This window comes from Rhizobium sp. YAF28 (assembly GCF_052113285.1).
GTDB lineage: Bacteria > Pseudomonadota > Alphaproteobacteria > Rhizobiales > Rhizobiaceae > Rhizobium.
Genome location: NZ_JBFRCX010000010.1, coordinates 101,219 through 118,868, shown reverse-complemented (window position 1 = coordinate 118,868; position 17,650 = coordinate 101,219). Strand labels below are relative to the sequence as shown.

The following is a 17,650-nucleotide window of genomic DNA, read 5'->3' as shown; positions in this document are numbered from 1 at the left end:
TTGGTAAGGGGATTCGGCGGATCAGGCGGTTTCGGCGTATTCGGCACCATCGGGCTCGCGCAGCACATAGCCGCGGCCCCAGACGGTTTCGATGTAATTGGCGCCGCCGGCAGCATTTGCGAGCTTCTTGCGCAGCTTGCAGATGAAGACGTCGATGATCTTCAGTTCCGGCTCGTCCATACCGCCATAGAGGTGGTTCAGGAACATTTCCTTGGTGAGCGTGGTGCCCTTGCGGAGCGAGAGAAGCTCCAGCATCTGATATTCCTTGCCCGTCAGGTGGACGCGTTGGCCGCCGACTTCGACGGTCTTGGCGTCGAGGTTGACGATAAGCTCGCCCGTGATGATGACCGACTGGGCATGACCCTTGGAACGGCGGACGATGGCGTGGATACGGGCGACGAGCTCGTCCTTGTGGAACGGCTTGGTCATGTAGTCGTCGGCGCCGAAGCCGAGACCACGAACCTTGTCTTCGATGCCGGCCATGCCCGAGAGGATGAGGATCGGCGTCTTGACCTTCGACAGGCGGAGAGTGCGCAGCACTTCGTATCCGGACATGTCGGGAAGGTTCAGATCGAGAAGGATGATATCGTAATCATACAACTTGCCCAGATCCACGCCTTCTTCGCCGAGATCTGTCGTATAAACATTAAAACTCTCAGATTTGAGCATCAGTTCGATGCTCTGCGCCGTAGCGCTATCATCCTCGATGAGAAGTACCCGCATAATTATCCCCTTTACCGCCGCCGAAAGGTGGCATGGCCCCCTACGCGATACCGAATAAGCTACGTGATTTGGAAGCTGCCACGAAATGGTTAACAAATTCTAATTCACTCTGGCAAGGAGTATCGAATTTATTAAATAATTTTTCCATTTCCCTGTTTTCCAATGGGAATCTCGAAGCGCAACTCTCAACTTCAACATTAAGAATATGCGCTAAGTGATTCATCCGACTCGCTAATGAAAAGGTTCGGCTTTCCTGTCCTGGTGTTTACCGAGCCTTAAATCATCGGGCCTATCATTAACGATGCCCGTAAACGAAAGGTTACCAGCGGTAGGTTTTTGTTAATATCGCAGGAAATTTTTTAGCAAACCGTGTCAAAGCGGCGCGCAAGGGCGGTTTCAAGTTGAGCCGGGGTCTCGCATCACGGGAGTAATGCGTATGAAGTCGCGAGAGAGCCTCGTTCGCCTGAAAGAGTTTCAGGTTAACGAAAAACGTCGTCAGCTGCAGCAGTTGCAGATGATGATGTCCGAATTTGAACGGATGACGAAGGATCTGGAGAGCCAGATCGTCGTCGAGGAAAAGAAGTCCGGTATTTCCGACCCGAATCACTTTGCATATCCGACCTTCGCCAAGGCCGCACGTCAGCGCGCCGACAATCTTCAGGTTTCGATCAAGGAACTGAAGGTTCAGGAGGAGGCGCTGGAATTGGCGCTTGAGGAAATGCAGGCGGAATATGCCAGGGCAACGGCGCTCGAAGAGCGTGATGGCGCGGTTCGCGTCCGGGCCTGACGAATGTTGCAGGCGCCGGTCACGGCGCCTTGGGGGATAACCACAGAAGCCATGCATGACGGGCGCGGTGTCCGTCATGCATGGCTTTTGGTGTTTCTTTCGTATGGTGGATGTTCTCAGTTTACCACGTCGTTCCATTCCGGATGGCGCTGCGCCTGTGATTTAAAGAAGGGGCAGAGCGGGATGATCTTCCAGCCGCCCTCGCGAGCCGCCTCGACCGCATGAAGGGCGAGTGCCTGGCCGACGCCCTTGCCGCGCAAAGCGTCCGGCACGCGGGTATGATCGATGATGATGAGTTTCGGTGATGTGCGGGAATAGGTCATTTCCGCTTCATGGCCTTCCAGCGTCGCAACATAGCGGCCGCCGGAGGTGTTTTCTTCAATCCTGATATCCATGTCTGTCTCCTGACGAATTATGTGATCGCGAACGTGACATGGCGGCATCGGCATGCCAAGCCGTAGCGGCAGGAGACAGTGTGTTCAAAGGGGAGGCGGAAAATTGAACAGGCTTTCGGCGGTCCGGCCCGTTCTATTGGTGACGGCGCCGTTTCTACTGGCGCTTGGCCTCGTGTTGCCGCTCATCCGCTTCGAGAAGCTCTGGTTCTTCGACGAGACGCCGTCACTGCTGGAAATCGTGGCTTCGCTCTGGAATGGAGGTGACGTGGCGCTTGCGGCACTGGTTGCGCTCGTCTCGATCGTATTGCCGGTTTTGAAAATGATCGGGATCGCGGCTGAATCCATGGCTGCCGGCGGCACCGGCAGCCTGTTTTATCGCAACGTCGTGCCGCATCTGTCCAAGTGGTCCATGATGGACGTGCTGCTCGTCGCGATCGTGATTGCGGCAGCGAAGACGACGGGACTTGCGAATGCGTTTACGCAACCCGGCCTCTGGTGTTACGCGGCCTCGGCAATGATTTCGGGCCTTCTTCATTCCCTCGAGGGAAATGCGTCCGGCCCGAAATAATCAAATCGAATGGAATCAGTGGCGGTACTGCTGGATGCGCGTAGTGCGCAGGCCGGCGAGACCATGGCTGTTGATGGAGGACTGCCAGGAAAGGAATTCTTCGACAGTAAGCGTGTAACGCTCACAGGCTTCTTCCAAGCTCAACAGGCCACCGCGAACAGCCGCGACAACCTCTGCCTTCCGGCGGATGACCCAGCGCCGCGTGTTCGGCGGCGGAAGATCCGCAATCGTCAGGGGGCTGCCATCGGGGCCGATGACATATTTCACTCGGGGACGTATCATTTCGGTCATTGGACTCTCTACACAACGCAAGACCACGGGCGCCACTCTAACTTGCCACATTTAAAAATTGCCTAAACGCATCGTAAGACTTTGATAATAACTTTAGACGCGCTCCCGGAGGGCTGATTTGCTGGCCCCTGCCGTTACGTCAATTTGATGCGGCTGCATGGGAGCCATGCGGAATAAATGTTACATATTTCTTCTGGATAATTTTATAAGCGCTGCAACATAAGTTGAGCGCAAAGACTTCGTCTCCGTTGCTCTCGCAGTATCAATAAAGATTGCCGTTTGAATGCTTCGTATCCTTCGGATGCGGGGCAGATGCCGTCCTTCCTGATCGTCCGGCGCGTCCAATCCGCTGCCGGTTGCGAGGCCGAGCCGAAGCGAGGCCCGTGAAGGAATAAGAGAATGAAGAGACGTGAACGCGCAGTCCGCGACTGCGCCGATGATGCCGCATTTTCTGCGTTCGAGGCCCGTTCTGCGGGCATTTCCGCTGTCGACGGTGCAAGCCGCCTGGACGAGCTGACGAAGGCCGCCGGGTTCGAATTCCATCTGTTTTCCGTATTCCCGCGCGGGGACCGGACGGCCTTTCTCGAGAACAAGCTGATCAGCAACTGGCCGCAGAGCCTCGTCAACTTTTACGAGGAGGCGGACCTCTTCTATTGCAGCAAACTGGTCGCTGTCATGAAGCGCACGATCATGCCTGTCTTCTGCGAAGAGGGGTCTTTTAGTGGCAATGCAGCGAATCAGGAAAACCGCCGTCTGAACACGATGTTTCAGATGCACGGGCTGAAGCATACGTTCGCATTCGCGCTGCACGACGCTGACCTGAAACAATACATCTTCGCCTTTTCGGGCGCGCGTGCCATGCCCACTCGCGAAGAAGCGACGACGCTGATTTATGGCTGTATGGAGCTTCTGGACACGCTGCCGGGCGACGAGAAGCCGCAAGACCGGCCCTCGGAAAGCCTCACCCGGCGCGAGATCGAATGCCTGCGCTGGTCGGCCGCAGGCAAGAGCAGCGACGAAATTGCGATCATTCTCGATCTCTCATCGCATACGGTGGTGGGATATCTGAAGAGCGCGATGCGCAAACTGGATTCGGTCAACCGCATGCAAGCCGTCGCCCGGGCATTTCGGTATCGGCTGCTGTAGCAGCCGATACCCTTACTTCTCCAATCAGAAGCCTTTGCCGCCATTCAGCTCGGAAATCAGCGTTCCGATGATGATGCGGATGTCCATCAATATCGAGAAGTTCTCGACATAGTGGAGATCGCTGGCGATGCGGGCGCGCGCCTTGGCCGGACGGTCTGTCGGGCCGCGCAGGCCGCGCATCTGCGCCAGACCAGTGATGCCCGGACGCATGGCGTGGCGGTGATGATATTCCGGAACCAGCTCTTCATAGAGCATGCCGCCGGCACGCATGCCGATTGCATGGCAACGCGGCCCGACAACCGACATGTCACCCTTGAGCACGTTGAGGAGCTGCGGCAGCTCGTCAATGTTCGAACGGCGCAGGAAGGCACCGACGCGGGTAACGCGGGGGTCATTCTTGACCGTTTGTGCAACGCCGGTGACGTCTTGCATATCCGTACGCATGGAACGGAACTTGTAGACCTTGATGGCGCGGCAATTCTTGCCCCAGCGGGTCTGCTTGAAGAGCACTGGACCGCGGCTGTCCATCTTGATCAGGGCTGCGACGACCAGAAGAAGCGGAGCAAGCACGATAAGTGCGCTGATCGAGGCAAAAATGTCGAAGGCTCGCTTCAGCACGAACTGCATGGAGGCAGGTGGCGGAACGATGCTGTCGAGTGCGGTAACTGGGAACCTCGCGTTTACCTGACGAACAGGCGGAACGCGAAAGCTCTCTTCAGAAATACTCTTGTTAAGGTCCATGACGCTCAAGGATCTACCCTTTGTATTTTGAAGCTTTCGGCGGTGTCATTCGCTGGCTTGGTTAGCGCCACATTAAGGCACCAGAATGTTAGGCGACGTTTAACCCTACTACATCCTAAATTTGCGACATTTGTTTAACCGAGTCCAGAGAAATTTCGCATCGCAGCAAACTTCGCAGTTGCGTTAAGTTTATGCAAAATCAGGAGTTTTATTTTTCAACCGGCGTTTTTATTAGGAATCTTATGTGTTTGGCCAGATTCGGAACACAGACGACGGTTGTGATGGGCATGGCTTACACCGTGCCAAAACGCTCCAATCCCGGTAGGGCCTACGGGATCCCGGTCCCGTTTGGATCGAATATATTGTCTATTGCGCCGGAGCCGGATGAGCGCAGGCTGTCGGAATTGGTATTCCTAAACTATGGATTTAATACCATAATTATATCTGCCTCTGCGCTAATGTTACCGAAGTCACATGATGGCGGCAGCGGCGATTATGGCGACATTGCGGCGGGAGAGCATGCGACCGGAAGAAGGGAAGGGTGCGGACTCCGAATCAGAAGTGAAGACCGGAGATGGAACCTACCGGGTGATTTTCCCGGCCGGAGGCATCCAGGCAATGGTGTCGAACAGCCCGCTACAATATTGCAGCGACAAAGCTGAAAGACACCGACTTTCGGCGGTCGCTACGCCCGCTCGAGCGCAGGCTTTGTGCCGCCCCATGAGACGAAATGGGGATTTGCGAAGTCGAAATCAGCAGCCGCACCGGTTTTGCCGTAGATGAGCGGCTGGCCGTCCATGGTGACAGTCGATCCGCCGGCTGCGCGCAACACCGCATCGCCGGCCGCCGTATCCCACTCCATGGTGCGGGTGAAGCGTGGGTAGACGTCGGCCTTGCCTTCTGCCAGCAGGCAGAATTTCAGGGACGAGCCGATGTTGGTGCATTTGGAGATCGCGTGCCTAGCGAGGAAGAGGCCAGTCTCGGGACTATCATGCCGAAAACTCGCGAGCGCCATACTTTCTGTGGGCTGTTTGCGCACTTTGATCGGCATTCTCTCCGTTATCGCAAAGTTCTCGTCGATCACTAGTTTCTCCGCGCTTCCGCGCTCGCCGGAAAAAGCGATGCCGAGCGCCGGGGCATAGACGATACCGGTGACGGGGATGCCATTTTCCACATAGGCGATATTGACGGTGAACTCCTGGCGCTTATCCAGGAATTCGCGGGTGCCATCCAGAGGATCGACCAGAAAGAAGGACTTTCCGGCGATATCAGGCACTCTGCCAGCGGCTACCGATTCTTCGGCGATGACGGGGATCTCAGGGAAATCGCGTTTCAGATACGCCAGTATGATGCGCTCGGCCTCCTGGTCGGCGATCGTCACCGGGCTTGCATCAGCTTTCATTTCCACCGGGCAGCCATCGCAGAAGACTTCTATGATGGCTTTGCCGGCTTCGAGTGCCGCCCGTTCAAATGTCTTCAGCATATTCCTGCCGTTCGTCTGCAAATTCGTCTTGAGACCACCGCGCTATATATAGTGTATAGGAGGTGCTGCCGCACCCCTTTGCTGGAATCCCGTAACATTAGCACAGGCTCGTGGGGTTTGCACAAAGCGCGTCAGAAGCGATTGCTCGTGAAATGCCATTTGCAATTGACAGCATCTTCGAGTTTGAAATTTCGTCAATTTCCTTACTTGTGGAACAATTTACGCATAAGGCGAGCGTCTCTGGTTTCGTTCGGTGCCAAAAGATTAATTGACGAAGCCTGCTTTGGCTAAAAATTTGCCAGTCGATGCCGCTTTTATGTGGATTTTGGTTTGAATTGCGCCATTTAGGCCTGTTTACCCAAGATTCTGGCGCAATAAATCCTTTTTGTCTTCACATTTCCAACGAAACCGCTATGCAATGCGACTAGTGGCTCGTGTGAAAGCACGCGCGATAAAACTAATAAGAGATGCAACTTAAATTTGGTTCGCATCCAGGGGAAATGACATATGGAGTATTTTATCCAGCAGCTCTTCAACGGGCTGACTCTCGGATCCATCTATGGCCTTGTGGCTATTGGCTATACGATGGTTTACGGCATTATCGGCATGATCAACTTCGCCCATGGCGACATTTTCATGCTCGGTGGTTTCGCTGCTCTTATCGTCTTTCTCGTTCTCACATCCATCTTTGCAGGTCTTCCGGTAGCCGTGCTGCTGCTGGCGATGCTTGTGGTCGCGATGCTGATGACGAGTTTGTGGAATTGGACGATCGAGCGCGTCGCCTACCGCCCGCTGCGCGGCTCATTCCGCCTGGCACCGCTGATTACCGCGATCGGCATGTCGATCACGCTATCGAACTTCATCCAGGTCACGCAGGGTCCGCGCAATAAGCCGATCCCGCCACTTGTCGGCACGGTTTATAATGTCGGCAATCTCTCGATCTCGCTGAAGCAGATCATCATCATCATTGTGACCGTCGTCCTGCTCGCCGCCTTCTGGTACATCGTCAACAAGACGGCACTCGGGCGCGCCCAGCGCGCAACGGAGCAAGACCGCAAGATGGCGGCACTGCTCGGCGTCAATGTCGATCAGACGATCTCCATTACCTTCATCATGGGTGCGGCACTCGCTGCCGTCGCCGGCACGATGTACCTGATGTATTATGGTGTCGCCTCGTTCAACGACGGCTTCGTTCCGGGCGTTAAGGCCTTCACTGCAGCCGTTCTCGGCGGCATCGGCTCACTGCCGGGCGCTGTTCTCGGCGGGCTGATGATCGGCCTTATCGAATCCCTGTGGTCGGCCTATTTCACCATCGCGTACAAGGATGTCGCTACCTTTGCCATTCTTGCATTCGTGCTGATCTTCAAGCCGACGGGCATTCTCGGCCGGCCGGAAGTCGAGAAGGTATAAGTCATGGCAAACATCGACACTTCCGCTGGCAAGTCCGACGCCGGGCTTGTCCAGAAGGGGCTCAGGGAAGCCTTCTTCTCCGGCCTCATCGCACTTGGCCTGTTCGTTCTCTATGTTGGTCTCGGCACGCAGCAGAACATCAACAACGAGTTGATCGTCGTTCAGCGCTGGGGATTGCTGGCCATTTTCGTGCTGGTCGCCGCCATCGGCCGTTTCATCGTGGTCGTTTTCGTCAGGCCGCATCTTGATCAGCGCAAGCTTTCGAAGGCGCGTCGCGGCGATCTCGAGATTTCGACAGAGAAGGGCTTCTTCCGGACGCATTTCCTGAAGATTGCGCTCGTATTCCTTCTGGTCTATCCGCTTGCCACTGCCTATTTCCTCGGCCCGCAGGGCGCGTTGAAGTGGGTGGACAATTTCGGCATCCAGATCCTGATCTATGTGATGCTCGCCTGGGGTCTGAACATCGTCGTCGGCCTCGCCGGGTTGCTCGACCTCGGTTACGTCGCCTTCTACGCTGTCGGCGCCTATTCCTATGCGCTGCTTTCGGCCCATTTCGGCCTGTCCTTCTGGGTTCTGCTGCCGCTCGCCGGCATCTTTGCAGCTCTTTGGGGCGTCATCCTCGGCTTTCCGGTGCTGCGCCTTCGCGGCGACTATCTGGCGATCGTCACGCTTGCCTTCGGTGAAATCATCCGCCTGGTCATCATCAACTGGACGGAAGTGACCAAGGGCACCTTCGGTATCTCCGGCATCGCAAAGGCTTCGGTCTTCGGCATCTTGAGCTTCGATGTCGGCAAGGCGAACAATTTCGCCAAGGTTTTCGGCCTGCCGTCATCATCGGCCTACTATAAGATCTTCCTGTTCTACGTCATTCTGGCGCTCTGCATGTTGACGGCCTATGTGACGATCCGGCTGCGCCGCATGCCGATCGGCCGTGCGTGGGAAGCATTGCGCGAGGATGAAATTGCCTGCCGCTCGCTCGGCATCAACACGGTGACGACGAAGCTGACGGCTTTCGCCACCGGTGCGATGTTCGGTGGCTTCGCCGGCTCCTTCTTCGCCGCACGCCAGGGCTTCGTCTCGCCGGAATCCTTCGTGTTCCTGGAATCGGCCGTCATCCTCGCCATCGTCGTTCTCGGCGGCATGGGTTCGCTGACGGGTATTGCGATCGCCGCCGTCGTCATGGTCGGCGGTACGGAAGTGCTGCGCGAAATGGACTTCCTCAAGGTCGTCTTTGGGCCGGATTTCACGCCGGAACTCTACCGCATGCTGCTCTTCGGTCTTGCCATGGTCATCGTCATGCTGTTCAAGCCGCGCGGTTTCGTCGGTTCGCGTGAACCGACAGCCTTCCTCAAGGAGCGCAAGGCGGTATCCGGAAGCTTTACCAAGGAGGGCCATGGTTGATGAGCCCCGTCGAGAATACGATGTCGAATGACACTTTGCTCAAGGTCGAGCACTTGTCGATGAAGTTCGGCGGCCTGATGGCCATCAACGACTTATCCTTCGAGGCCAGGCGCGGCGAGATCACCGCGCTGATCGGCCCGAACGGTGCGGGCAAGACGACCGTCTTCAACTGCATCACCGGCTTCTACAAGCCGACGATGGGCATGATTACGCTGACGCAGAAGAGCGGCAAGCAGTACCTGCTCGAGCGTCTGCTGGACTTCCGCATCACCAAGGAAGCCAAGGTTGCCCGTACCTTCCAGAACATCCGCCTGTTCTCGGGCCTCACCGTTCTGGAAAACCTGCTGGTTGCCCAGCACAACAAGCTGATGAAGGCTTCGGGCTTCACGGTGCTCGGCCTGCTCGGCATCGGTCCCTATAAGAAGGAAGCGGCTGCCGCCATCGAGCTTGCGCGCTTTTGGCTGGAGAAGGCCGATCTTATCGACCGCGCCGACGATCCGGCCGGCGACCTGCCTTACGGCGCCCAGCGTCGTCTGGAAATCGCACGCGCCATGTGCACCGGTCCGGAGCTGCTCTGCCTCGATGAGCCGGCTGCCGGTCTCAATCCGCGTGAATCGGCAGCGCTCAATGCCTTGCTGAAAGGCATTCGCACCGAAACTGGGACCTCTATCCTGCTCATCGAGCACGACATGTCGGTAGTCATGGAAATTTCCGACCACGTCATCGTTCTGGAATACGGCCAGAAGATTTCCGACGGCAATCCTGACCACGTGAAGAACGACCCGAGGGTTATTGCGGCCTATCTCGGTGTCGAGGATGAAGAAGTCGAAGAGGTCATTGCGACCGTAGAGGGGGGCGCAATCTGATGGCGGCCGGAGAACAGCTTCTCAAGGTTCAGGGCGTCGAGACCTATTACGGCAATATCCGCGCGCTCGCCGGCATCGATGTCGAGGTGAAGAAGGGTGAAATCGTCAGCCTGATCGGCGCCAACGGTGCCGGCAAGTCGACGCTGATGATGACGATCTGCGGCAGCCCGCAGGCTCGCACCGGCTCCATAATCTTCGACGGCCAGGACATCACCAAGCTGCCGACGCACGAGATCGCACGGCTGCGTATCGCGCAGTCGCCCGAGGGACGACGCATCTTCCCGCGCATGACCGTTCTGGAAAATCTCCAGATGGGCGCGGGTCTCGACAACCTCAAATATTTCAATGAGGACGTCGAGAAGATTTTCACGATGTTCCCGCGCTTGAAAGAGCGCCAGTCGCAGCGCGGCGGTACCCTTTCGGGCGGTGAACAGCAGATGCTTTCGATCGGCCGCGCGCTGATGGCCCGACCGAAACTCCTGCTGCTCGACGAACCCTCGCTCGGCCTCGCGCCGCTGATCGTCAAGGGCATCTTCGAAGCCATCAAGGTGCTCAACGAGAAGGAGGGGCTGACCGTCTTCCTCGTGGAGCAGAACGCATTCGCCGCACTTAAGCTGTCGCACCGTGCCTATGTGCTCGTGAATGGCAAGGTGACGATGAGCGGCAGCGGCAAGGAACTGCTTGCCAATCCTGAGGTCCGTGCTGCCTATCTCGAAGGCGGGCGGCATTGACCGCAGAAGGGAGAGTTTGATTATGCAGGGACTTTTCTTCGAAAGCGACAACGGCGTAAAGATCGTCATCCGCGGACTCGTTGTGCTCATCGGTTTCTGGACGGCGTGGCGTGCCGGCAGGGCGGTTGCGGACGGCTGGAACAACTATCCGCTGGTCGTCGTCTATACCTTCCTGCTCGCATGGGCGATGCAGTTCCTGCATCATGCGCTGTTTAACGGCCCGATGCTCAGCGGCCTCTTCTACATTATCGATTTCGTAACTCTGCTGATCTTCTCGACAGCAGGGTTCCGCTATCGCCGCACCAACCAAATGGTGAACAACTATTACTGGCTGTATGAAAAAACTTCCGCGTTTTCGTGGAAGGAGAAACATTGACAGCCCGTTGAAACTAGGCATGAATTGCCTTCAGAGCGGAACAGCTTTCCTGGCGCAGTCAAAGGTGGGGTATGCGTCAGGCCTTGGAAGAAACCCGCCCAAAAATTGGGAGTAACAATATGAAGAAGTCTCTCTTGTCAGCGGTGGCACTGACGGCGATCGTCGCTTTCGGCGGCATCGCACGAGCTGACATCCTGATCGGCGTGGGTGGTCCGCTGACGGGCCCGAACGCTGCGTTCGGTGCCCAGCTGCAGAAGGGTGCCGAGCAGGCAGCCGCTGACATCAATGCTGCTGGCGGCATCAACGGCGAGCAGATCAAGATCGAACTCGGCGACGACGTTTCCGACCCGAAGCAGGGCATCTCCGTTGCCAACAAGTTCGTTGCTGACGGCGTGAAGTTCGTTATCGGTCACTTCAACTCGGGCGTTTCCATCCCGGCTTCTGAAGTTTACGCCGAAAACGGCATTCTCGAAATTACCCCGGCTGCTACCAACCCGGTCTTCACCGAGCGTGGCCTGTGGAACACCTTCCGCACCTGCGGCCGTGACGACCAGCAGGGCGCTATCGCCGGCAAGTATCTGGCCGACCACTTCAAGGACGCCAAGATCGCCGTCATTCACGACAAGACGCCTTATGGCCAGGGTCTCGCTGACGAAACCAAAAAGGCTCTGAATGCCGCTGGCGTCACCGAAGTCATGTACGAAGGCGTGAACGTCGGCGACAAGGACTTCTCGGCCCTCATCGCAAAGATGAAGGAAGCCGGCGTTTCGATCATCTACTGGGGCGGTCTGCACACCGAAGCCGGTCTCATCATCCGCCAGTCGGCCGACCAGGGCCTGAAAGCAGCGCTCGTTTCGGGTGACGGTATCGTCTCGAACGAACTTGCTTCCATCGCTGGTGACGCCGTTGCCGGTACGCTGAACACCTTCGGCCCGGATCCGACGATCAACCCGGCCAACAAGGACCTCGTTGCGAAGTTCAAGGCTGCCGGCTTCAATCCGGAAGCTTACACCCTCTACTCCTACGCTGCGCTGCAGACGATCGCTGCTGCTGCCAAGGCTGCCGGTTCTACCGACGCTGAAGCTGTTGCCGCAGCCATGAAGGAAAAGGGTCCGTTCCCGACCGTTCTCGGCGATATCTCCTTCGACGGAAAGGGCGACCCGAAGCTTCCAGGCTACGTCATGTACGAATGGAAGAAGGGCGAAGACGGCAAGTACAGCTACTTCCCGAAGGCCGACTAATTTCAGCCTCTGGCAGTGATGCCTTTCATGGAAGCCCGGTCATCGACCGGGCTTCTTTCGTTTCGCCTGCGCCGGTCAAGATCGCAGTCTCTACGGGTTCGAAAGCCATTCCATTCCTAGCCTTCATGGCCTAAGTCAGAGGCAAAGGATGGAGGATCCAGATTCATGCCAAAACCCCGCATTCTCGTCACCCGACGCTGGCCTGCCGCGGTAGAGGCCGTGCTCGCGGAGCGCTTCGACCTGACGCTCAACAGAGATGATGTACCGCTTGCTGAAAGCGAACTGCGTCAGGCGCTGGCGGATTATGATGCGGTGTTGCCGACCGTTTCTGACAAGCTGCCGGCTGCGGTCTTTTCCGGGGATGTCCGTACGAAAATCCTCGGCAATTTCGGGGTCGGCTTCAATCACATCGATATCGCCACCGCCGAGGCGAAGGGCATCGTGGTGACGAACACGCCTGGCGTCCTGACCGATTGCACGGCTGATATCGCCATGCTGCTTCTTCTGTCCGTCGCACGTCGCGGCGGGGAGGGCGAGCGGCAGCTGCGTTCCGGCGAATGGAAGGGCTGGTGCCCAACGCATATGGTTGGCACGAAGGTGACGGGCAAGACGGTCGGCATTATCGGCCTTGGACGAATCGGCAAGGCTTTCGCACAACGCTGCCATTTCGGCTTCGGCATGGATGTCGTGTTCTACAACCGCTCACAGATCGATCCCGCCGAAGCGGCACGCTACGGAGCGCGCCAGCTTGCTTCGGTGGAGGAGGTGCTTGCCGCTTCCGATTTTGTTTCCCTGCATTGCCCCGGCGGCGCAGAAAACCGGCATCTGATGAATGCTGCGCGGCTTGCGGCAATGAAGCCAGGCGCCTTCCTCATCAATACGGCGCGCGGCGACGTGGTCGATGAGACGGCGTTGATTGCTGCGCTTGATAAAGGCACGATCCGCGGCGCAGGGCTCGATGTCTACGAGGCGGAGCCGCATGTGCCGGACGCATTGCGGCGGATGGAGAATGTCGTTCTGTTGCCGCATCTCGGCAGCGCGACGGAGGAAACCCGCACAGCGATGGGGATGAAGGTCGTGGAGAATGTGACTGATTTCTTCGAGGGCCGCGAGGCGCCTGACCGGGTGGTTTAAGGCACGTCGCCTGCCATCCTTCACATTTCATGCAGCACATGTGCCGCCTTCACCGCGGCGGATGCCCTGTTCTCGACGCCGAGCTTCACATAGATCTGTTCGAGGTGCTTATTCACCGTGCGCGCAGAGAGGCCGAGAATTTCGCCGATATCGCGGTTGGCCTTGCCTTTGGCGATCCACATCAGAACCTCGGATTCGCGCTGTGTCAGCGCAAAGTGCTGACGCAGGACCGCGTCGTCGTTGCGCTGGTTGGCGGCCGTCAAGCGGAAGAGATATTCGTCCGGACCGATGGCGCCGAGGAAGGCGAGTTGCAGGGCAGCCTGCCCGGCATGAGCAATGGAGATGAGTGCATCGCGGGCGGCTGCGGCGCGTTCTTTCATCCAGTTGCCGATCGTGCGGGAGACGACCTCCATGCCGTCGTCGCTGCCCATGGCGGCGTTGACGAGGCGGGTTGCCTGCGGCGTCGACCAGTGGATCGCACCATTGCCCTTCACGGCCAGAAGGTGGCGGCCGGCGGCATCGAGCGCCACGCGCGCGCTCTGCGCCGAGCGTGCGTTGCGCAGGTGAACGCGAATGCGGGCACGCAGCTCGTCGATATTGATCGGCTTCGACAGGTAGTCGACGCCGCCTGATTCCAGCGCATGCACGACATGTTCGGTTTCGGTGAGCCCGGTCATGAAGATGACGGGCACCTGGGCGACGGCGGCATTGGCTTTCAGCCTGCGGCAGGTCTCAAAACCGTCCATCGAGGGCATGACCGCATCAAGCAGGATGAGATCGGGCGTGATGCGCTCGACGATATTGAGCGCGGCCGAGCCGGAGGTGGCAATCAGTACGGAAAATCCTGATTGTTCCAGTGCGTCGGTCAGGAAGCCGAGGGCTTCGGGCGAGTCATCGACCAGCAGAACGATGTCGCGGGGAAGCTCAGCCAACGGTTTCACCTTTTTCTTCGAATTTGTGCAGGAAATCCATGAAGCCGGCGAGATCGAAGGCGGCGACATAGGAGCGGAGTTCTTCTGTGAATGGCTGATTTGCCTCCGCCTTGGCAAGGTCGGCGAGCTTGGCTTCTATGCCTCTGATGTAGCCGATCTCTCCGAGACGCAGCAGTTCCTGTACATGCGCTGTTCCAGGGCTCTTGAGCGGCATGGCATAGAGCCATTTCAGGGCGAGATGCAGGGCCAGCTTGTCGCGCAGCTGCTTGATGTCGACCGGCTTGCCGATCGCGTCACTGTGGCTGTCGTCGCTGTCGCTGTGAGCAGCGGCATCGCCGATATTGGCTGACAGCATCAGGATCGGTGCTGCGCTTCCCGCCTCGCGCAGCCGGGAGACGAGCTGCCAGCCGTTCATGCCGGGCATGGAGATATCGACGAGGAAGAGATCCGGCTCGATACCCGCGATCAGCGTCAGGCAGTCGGGACCGCTTGCGGCGGTCAGCACGATGAAATCGAGGGGAACCAGGATTTCGCGCATCATCTCGCGATGATCCTCATTGTCGTCGACAACGACGATGGTGCGGCGCAGGCCGTCATAGCCGACGATCTTTTTCTCCTGCGGCGGTGCTGCAACGGCGCGCATGACGGCCGACAGCATGAGACGGACGCGGAAGGTCGAGCCCTTGTCCTTTTCACTCGTGACAGAGATTTCGCCGCCGAGCGTGTTGGTCAGTAGGCGAGTGATGGTGAGGCCAAGGCCGAGACCGGGCATCGGCCGCACGCTCTCCGCTTCGCCGCGCTGAAAGGGCTCGTAAATGCGCGTCAGATCCTTCTCGGCGATGCCGCGGCCTGTGTCGGAGACGGTGAAGGTCGCGACCTGGCTGCGGTAGCCGACATCGAAGGTTACGCTGCCTTCGTCGGTAAACTTGATGGCATTGGAGAGCAGGTTGACGAGAATCTGGCGCAGCCGCTTCTCATCGGTGCGCACGAATTGCGGCAGGGACGAAGCACGCTCGTGGATAAAGGAGAGCCCCTTTGCCTGCGCCTGCGGTCGGAACATATCGACGATCTGGTCGAGGAAGTCCTGGATATTGATTTCGTTCGAATAGACCTGCAGACGGCCGGCTTCGATCTTCGAGATGTCCAGAAGGCCATCGATCAGACCGGAGAGATGTTCGGCGCTGCGACGGATCACCTTGATCGAGGACTGGCGTGGCGCGGGAATCGTCTCGTCGCGTTCGAGGATCTGCGCATAGCCGAGAACGGCGTTCAGCGGCGTGCGCAATTCGTGGCTCAGGCCCACGACATAGCGGCTCTTGGCACGGTTGGCGGCTTCGGCGGTTTCCTTGGCGGTCTGCAGCGCGGCATCGGTTTTCTTGTGTGCGGCGATTTCTTTCAGGAGAAGTGTGTTCTGGCGGGAGGATTCTTCCTCGGCGACGACGCGGCTGTCATGGGCAAGCACATAGAACCAGCAGGCGACGCCGGCGATGACCGAGAAGACGAAGAAGACGATCAGGATGGTGCGGTTCACGACTTCGGCCGTCTCCGGCGAGGCCGAGCTGACCTGATGGGCGATCATCGCAAGAATTGCACCGACGGCCGTCAGCGCCAGCGCCACGGCAATACCGTAGCGGCCGAGGCGGGTGGTCAGCTTCTGGACGATGGTTTCCGGCAGCAGGGTCTTTGCGACGGCGCCGACCTGCGCATTGAAGCGGGCATTCGGCTTGCACATGTCGTGGCAGCGGCTGTCGAGCGAGCAGCAGAGCGAGCAGATCGGCGCGGCATAGGCCGGGCACCAGGCCATGTCTTCCGGCTCGAATGGATGTTCGCAGACGGAGCAGGTGATGGTGGTCAGGTTCGTCCAGGCATGGCGCGGTTTGCGGGCGAGATAAAACTTGCCCTTCGTCGCCCAGGCGAGGGTGGGGGAGGCGATCAGCGCGATCACGAGGGTGATGTAGGGCGCAAGCGAAGCCGCGATCGAGCCGAAGACGCCGAAATGGGCGATGAGCGCGACGCCGGCCGAGAGCGTCATGGCGCCGAGGCCGACCGGGTTGATGTCGTAGAGATGGGCGCGCTTGAATTCGATGCCGGGAGGGGCAAGGCCGAGCGGCTTGTTGATGAAGAGATCGGCCGAGATCGTGCAGAGCCAGGCCATGGCGATAATCGAGAAGATACCGAGCGTTTCCTCAAGCAGCCGGTAGATGCCGAGCTCCATCAAGAGTAGCGCGATCGCCACGTTGAAGACCAGCCAGATGACACGGCCGGGATGGCTATGCGTCAGGCGCGAAAAGAAGTTCGACCAGGCGAGCGAGCCGGCATAGGCATTCATCACGTTGATCTTCAGCTGCGAGACCACGACGAAGGCGGCCATCAGCAGCAGGGCGGCATTGTGCCAGGGGATCATGTAGCCGAAGGCGGTCAGGTACATCTGCGCAGGATCGGCGGCGCGGTCGAGGGGCACGCCCGACGTGAAGGTCAGCACGACGAGAAATGAACCGGCAAGCAGCTTGGGTGCACCGATGATGACCCAGCCGGGACCGGCGAGGAAGATGGCGAGGCGATGGCGCCACTTGCGCTGTGGGTCCGGCGGCAGAAAGCGCAGGAAGTCCGCCTGTTCGCCGATCTGCGACATCAGCGCCAGGATGACGGCAGAGGCCGCGCCGAATTCGACGAGGTTGAAATCCGCGATCGTGCCGGGCGGGCCGGAGGCATGGCGGATGCCGGCGAAGGCGCGCCAGACATCGAATTTGCCCCAGTCCAGAAAAGCGATGAAGATGAAAGGCAGGATATTCAGGATGATCCAGAAGGGCTGGGTCATCAGCTGGAATTTGCTGATCAGCCGCACGCCGTGGGTGACGAGCGGGATCACCATCACGGCGCTGATGATGTAGCCGATCCAGAGCGGAATGCCGAGCGTCAGCTCCAGCGCACCCGACATGATCGAGGCCTCGATCGCAAACAGCATGAAGGTGAAGCTGGCGTAGATCAGCGAGGTGATGGTCGAGCCGATATAACCGAAGCTTGCACCGCGCGTCAGCAGGTCGATATCGACGCCGTGGCGAATGGCGTATCGGCTGATCGGCAAGCCGATCGCCAGCATGGCGACCGAGGCAACAATGATGGCATAGAAGGCATTGGTGGTGCCGTAGGACAACGTGATGGCGCCGCCGATCGCCTCCAGCGCCAGGAAGGAGATCGCGCCGATCGCCGTCTGCGAGATGCGCTGGGAGGAGAAGCGGCGGGCGCTCTTTGCGGTGAAGCGCAGCGCGTAATCTTCGAGCGTCTGGTTGGCGACCCAGCGATTATATTCGCGTCTCACCGGAATGATGCGTTGGCGCGCTGTCATGCCCTCTTTCCGGCGTTCCGGTCAGCTTATCGTCTCTGAGCCACTTTTGGCGGGATGGGCGGGAAAGGCAAGAGGCGGA

At 58.5% G+C, this 17,650-nt stretch carries 17 protein-coding genes; 10 read left to right on the top strand and 7 right to left on the bottom strand.

Annotated features, from left to right (window positions below; all coding sequences use genetic code 11):
* Positions 1–21: 21 nt before the first annotated feature.
* On the bottom strand, positions 22–723 hold the full coding sequence (ctrA, locus tag AB4Z13_RS22875; protein ID WP_007815188.1) for a response regulator transcription factor CtrA: 702 nt from the start codon (positions 721–723) through the stop codon (positions 22–24).
* Positions 724–1,159: 436 nt separating this feature from the next.
* Here ctrA and AB4Z13_RS22870 point away from each other — a divergent pair, with 436 nt between their 5' ends.
* The gene (locus AB4Z13_RS22870) at positions 1,160–1,510 is read left to right on the top strand and encodes a hypothetical protein (RefSeq protein WP_007815190.1); all 351 of its coding nucleotides are present in this window, start codon (positions 1,160–1,162) and stop codon (positions 1,508–1,510) included.
* Positions 1,511–1,626: 116 nt separating this feature from the next.
* On the opposite strand, the gene AB4Z13_RS22865 is transcribed toward AB4Z13_RS22870, so the two are convergent.
* Positions 1,627–1,905, bottom strand: a complete 279-nt coding sequence (locus AB4Z13_RS22865) for a GNAT family N-acetyltransferase (RefSeq protein ID WP_442206897.1) — start codon at positions 1,903–1,905, stop codon at positions 1,627–1,629.
* Between the two features lie 52 nt (positions 1,906–1,957).
* On the opposite strand from AB4Z13_RS22865, the gene AB4Z13_RS22860 reads away from it, so the two are divergent.
* The gene (locus AB4Z13_RS22860; protein WP_439016231.1) at positions 1,958–2,473 is read left to right on the top strand and encodes a paraquat-inducible protein A; all 516 of its coding nucleotides are present in this window, start codon (positions 1,958–1,960) and stop codon (positions 2,471–2,473) included.
* A 15-nt stretch (positions 2,474–2,488) separates the two neighbouring features.
* On the opposite strand, the gene sciP is transcribed toward AB4Z13_RS22860, so the two are convergent.
* Positions 2,489–2,764 carry a CtrA inhibitor SciP gene (gene sciP / locus AB4Z13_RS22855; protein ID WP_007533628.1) on the bottom strand — a complete coding sequence of 92 codons (276 nt, stop codon included), beginning with the start codon at positions 2,762–2,764 and terminating at the stop codon, positions 2,489–2,491.
* Positions 2,765–3,163: 399 nt separating this feature from the next.
* On the opposite strand from sciP, the gene AB4Z13_RS22850 reads away from it, so the two are divergent.
* Positions 3,164–3,910 carry a LuxR C-terminal-related transcriptional regulator gene (locus AB4Z13_RS22850; protein ID WP_442206896.1) on the top strand — a complete coding sequence of 249 codons (747 nt, stop codon included), beginning with the start codon at positions 3,164–3,166 and terminating at the stop codon, positions 3,908–3,910.
* 24 nt (positions 3,911–3,934) lie between these two features.
* Here the strand turns inward: AB4Z13_RS22850 and AB4Z13_RS22845 are convergent, their stop codons facing one another.
* Entirely contained in the window at positions 3,935–4,651 is a 717-nt protein-coding gene (locus AB4Z13_RS22845) for a sugar transferase (protein WP_439017268.1), read from the bottom strand.
* A 685-nt stretch (positions 4,652–5,336) separates the two neighbouring features.
* Positions 5,337–6,134, bottom strand: coding sequence for a 3'(2'),5'-bisphosphate nucleotidase CysQ (gene cysQ / locus AB4Z13_RS22840; protein ID WP_439016229.1), 798 nt, complete (start codon positions 6,132–6,134; stop codon positions 5,337–5,339).
* A gap of 507 nt (positions 6,135–6,641) precedes the next feature.
* On the opposite strand from cysQ, the gene AB4Z13_RS22835 reads away from it, so the two are divergent.
* From AB4Z13_RS22835 to AB4Z13_RS22805, 7 genes are all read left to right on the top strand, one after another.
* Positions 6,642–7,544 (top strand): ABC transporter permease subunit, encoded by a 903-nt coding sequence (locus tag AB4Z13_RS22835; protein ID WP_113321631.1) that lies wholly within the window; start codon positions 6,642–6,644, stop codon positions 7,542–7,544.
* Between the two features lie 3 nt (positions 7,545–7,547).
* Positions 7,548–8,945: a high-affinity branched-chain amino acid ABC transporter permease LivM gene (gene livM, locus AB4Z13_RS22830; RefSeq protein ID WP_113321632.1), complete on the top strand. Its 1,398-nt coding sequence runs from the start codon at positions 7,548–7,550 to the stop codon at positions 8,943–8,945.
* Positions 8,945–9,811 carry an ABC transporter ATP-binding protein gene (locus AB4Z13_RS22825; protein WP_442206895.1) on the top strand — a complete coding sequence of 289 codons (867 nt, stop codon included), beginning with the start codon at positions 8,945–8,947 and terminating at the stop codon, positions 9,809–9,811. Before livM ends, AB4Z13_RS22825 begins: the two co-directional genes overlap by 1 nt.
* Positions 9,811–10,542, top strand: a complete 732-nt coding sequence (locus AB4Z13_RS22820; protein WP_439016228.1) for an ABC transporter ATP-binding protein — start codon at positions 9,811–9,813, stop codon at positions 10,540–10,542. Before AB4Z13_RS22825 ends, AB4Z13_RS22820 begins: the two co-directional genes overlap by 1 nt.
* 22 nt (positions 10,543–10,564) lie before the next feature.
* Complete coding sequence (locus tag AB4Z13_RS22815) at positions 10,565–10,918, top strand: DUF6867 family protein (protein WP_113321634.1); 354 nt, start codon at positions 10,565–10,567, stop codon at positions 10,916–10,918.
* A 119-nt stretch (positions 10,919–11,037) separates the two neighbouring features.
* Complete coding sequence (locus tag AB4Z13_RS22810) at positions 11,038–12,159, top strand: branched-chain amino acid ABC transporter substrate-binding protein (protein WP_113321635.1); 1,122 nt, start codon at positions 11,038–11,040, stop codon at positions 12,157–12,159.
* A 165-nt stretch (positions 12,160–12,324) separates the two neighbouring features.
* On the top strand, positions 12,325–13,293 hold the full coding sequence (locus AB4Z13_RS22805; protein ID WP_442206894.1) for a 2-hydroxyacid dehydrogenase: 969 nt from the start codon (positions 12,325–12,327) through the stop codon (positions 13,291–13,293).
* 20 nt (positions 13,294–13,313) lie between these two features.
* Here AB4Z13_RS22805 and AB4Z13_RS22800 read toward each other — a convergent pair whose 3' ends face one another.
* Both AB4Z13_RS22800 and AB4Z13_RS22795 read right to left on the bottom strand, forming a co-directional pair.
* Positions 13,314–14,225, bottom strand: a complete 912-nt coding sequence (locus tag AB4Z13_RS22800; protein WP_113185405.1) for a response regulator transcription factor — start codon at positions 14,223–14,225, stop codon at positions 13,314–13,316.
* Positions 14,218–17,571, bottom strand: coding sequence for a hybrid sensor histidine kinase/response regulator (locus AB4Z13_RS22795; protein ID WP_442206893.1), 3,354 nt, complete (start codon positions 17,569–17,571; stop codon positions 14,218–14,220). Before AB4Z13_RS22795 ends, AB4Z13_RS22800 begins: the two co-directional genes overlap by 8 nt.
* Positions 17,572–17,650 lie beyond the last annotated feature (79 nt).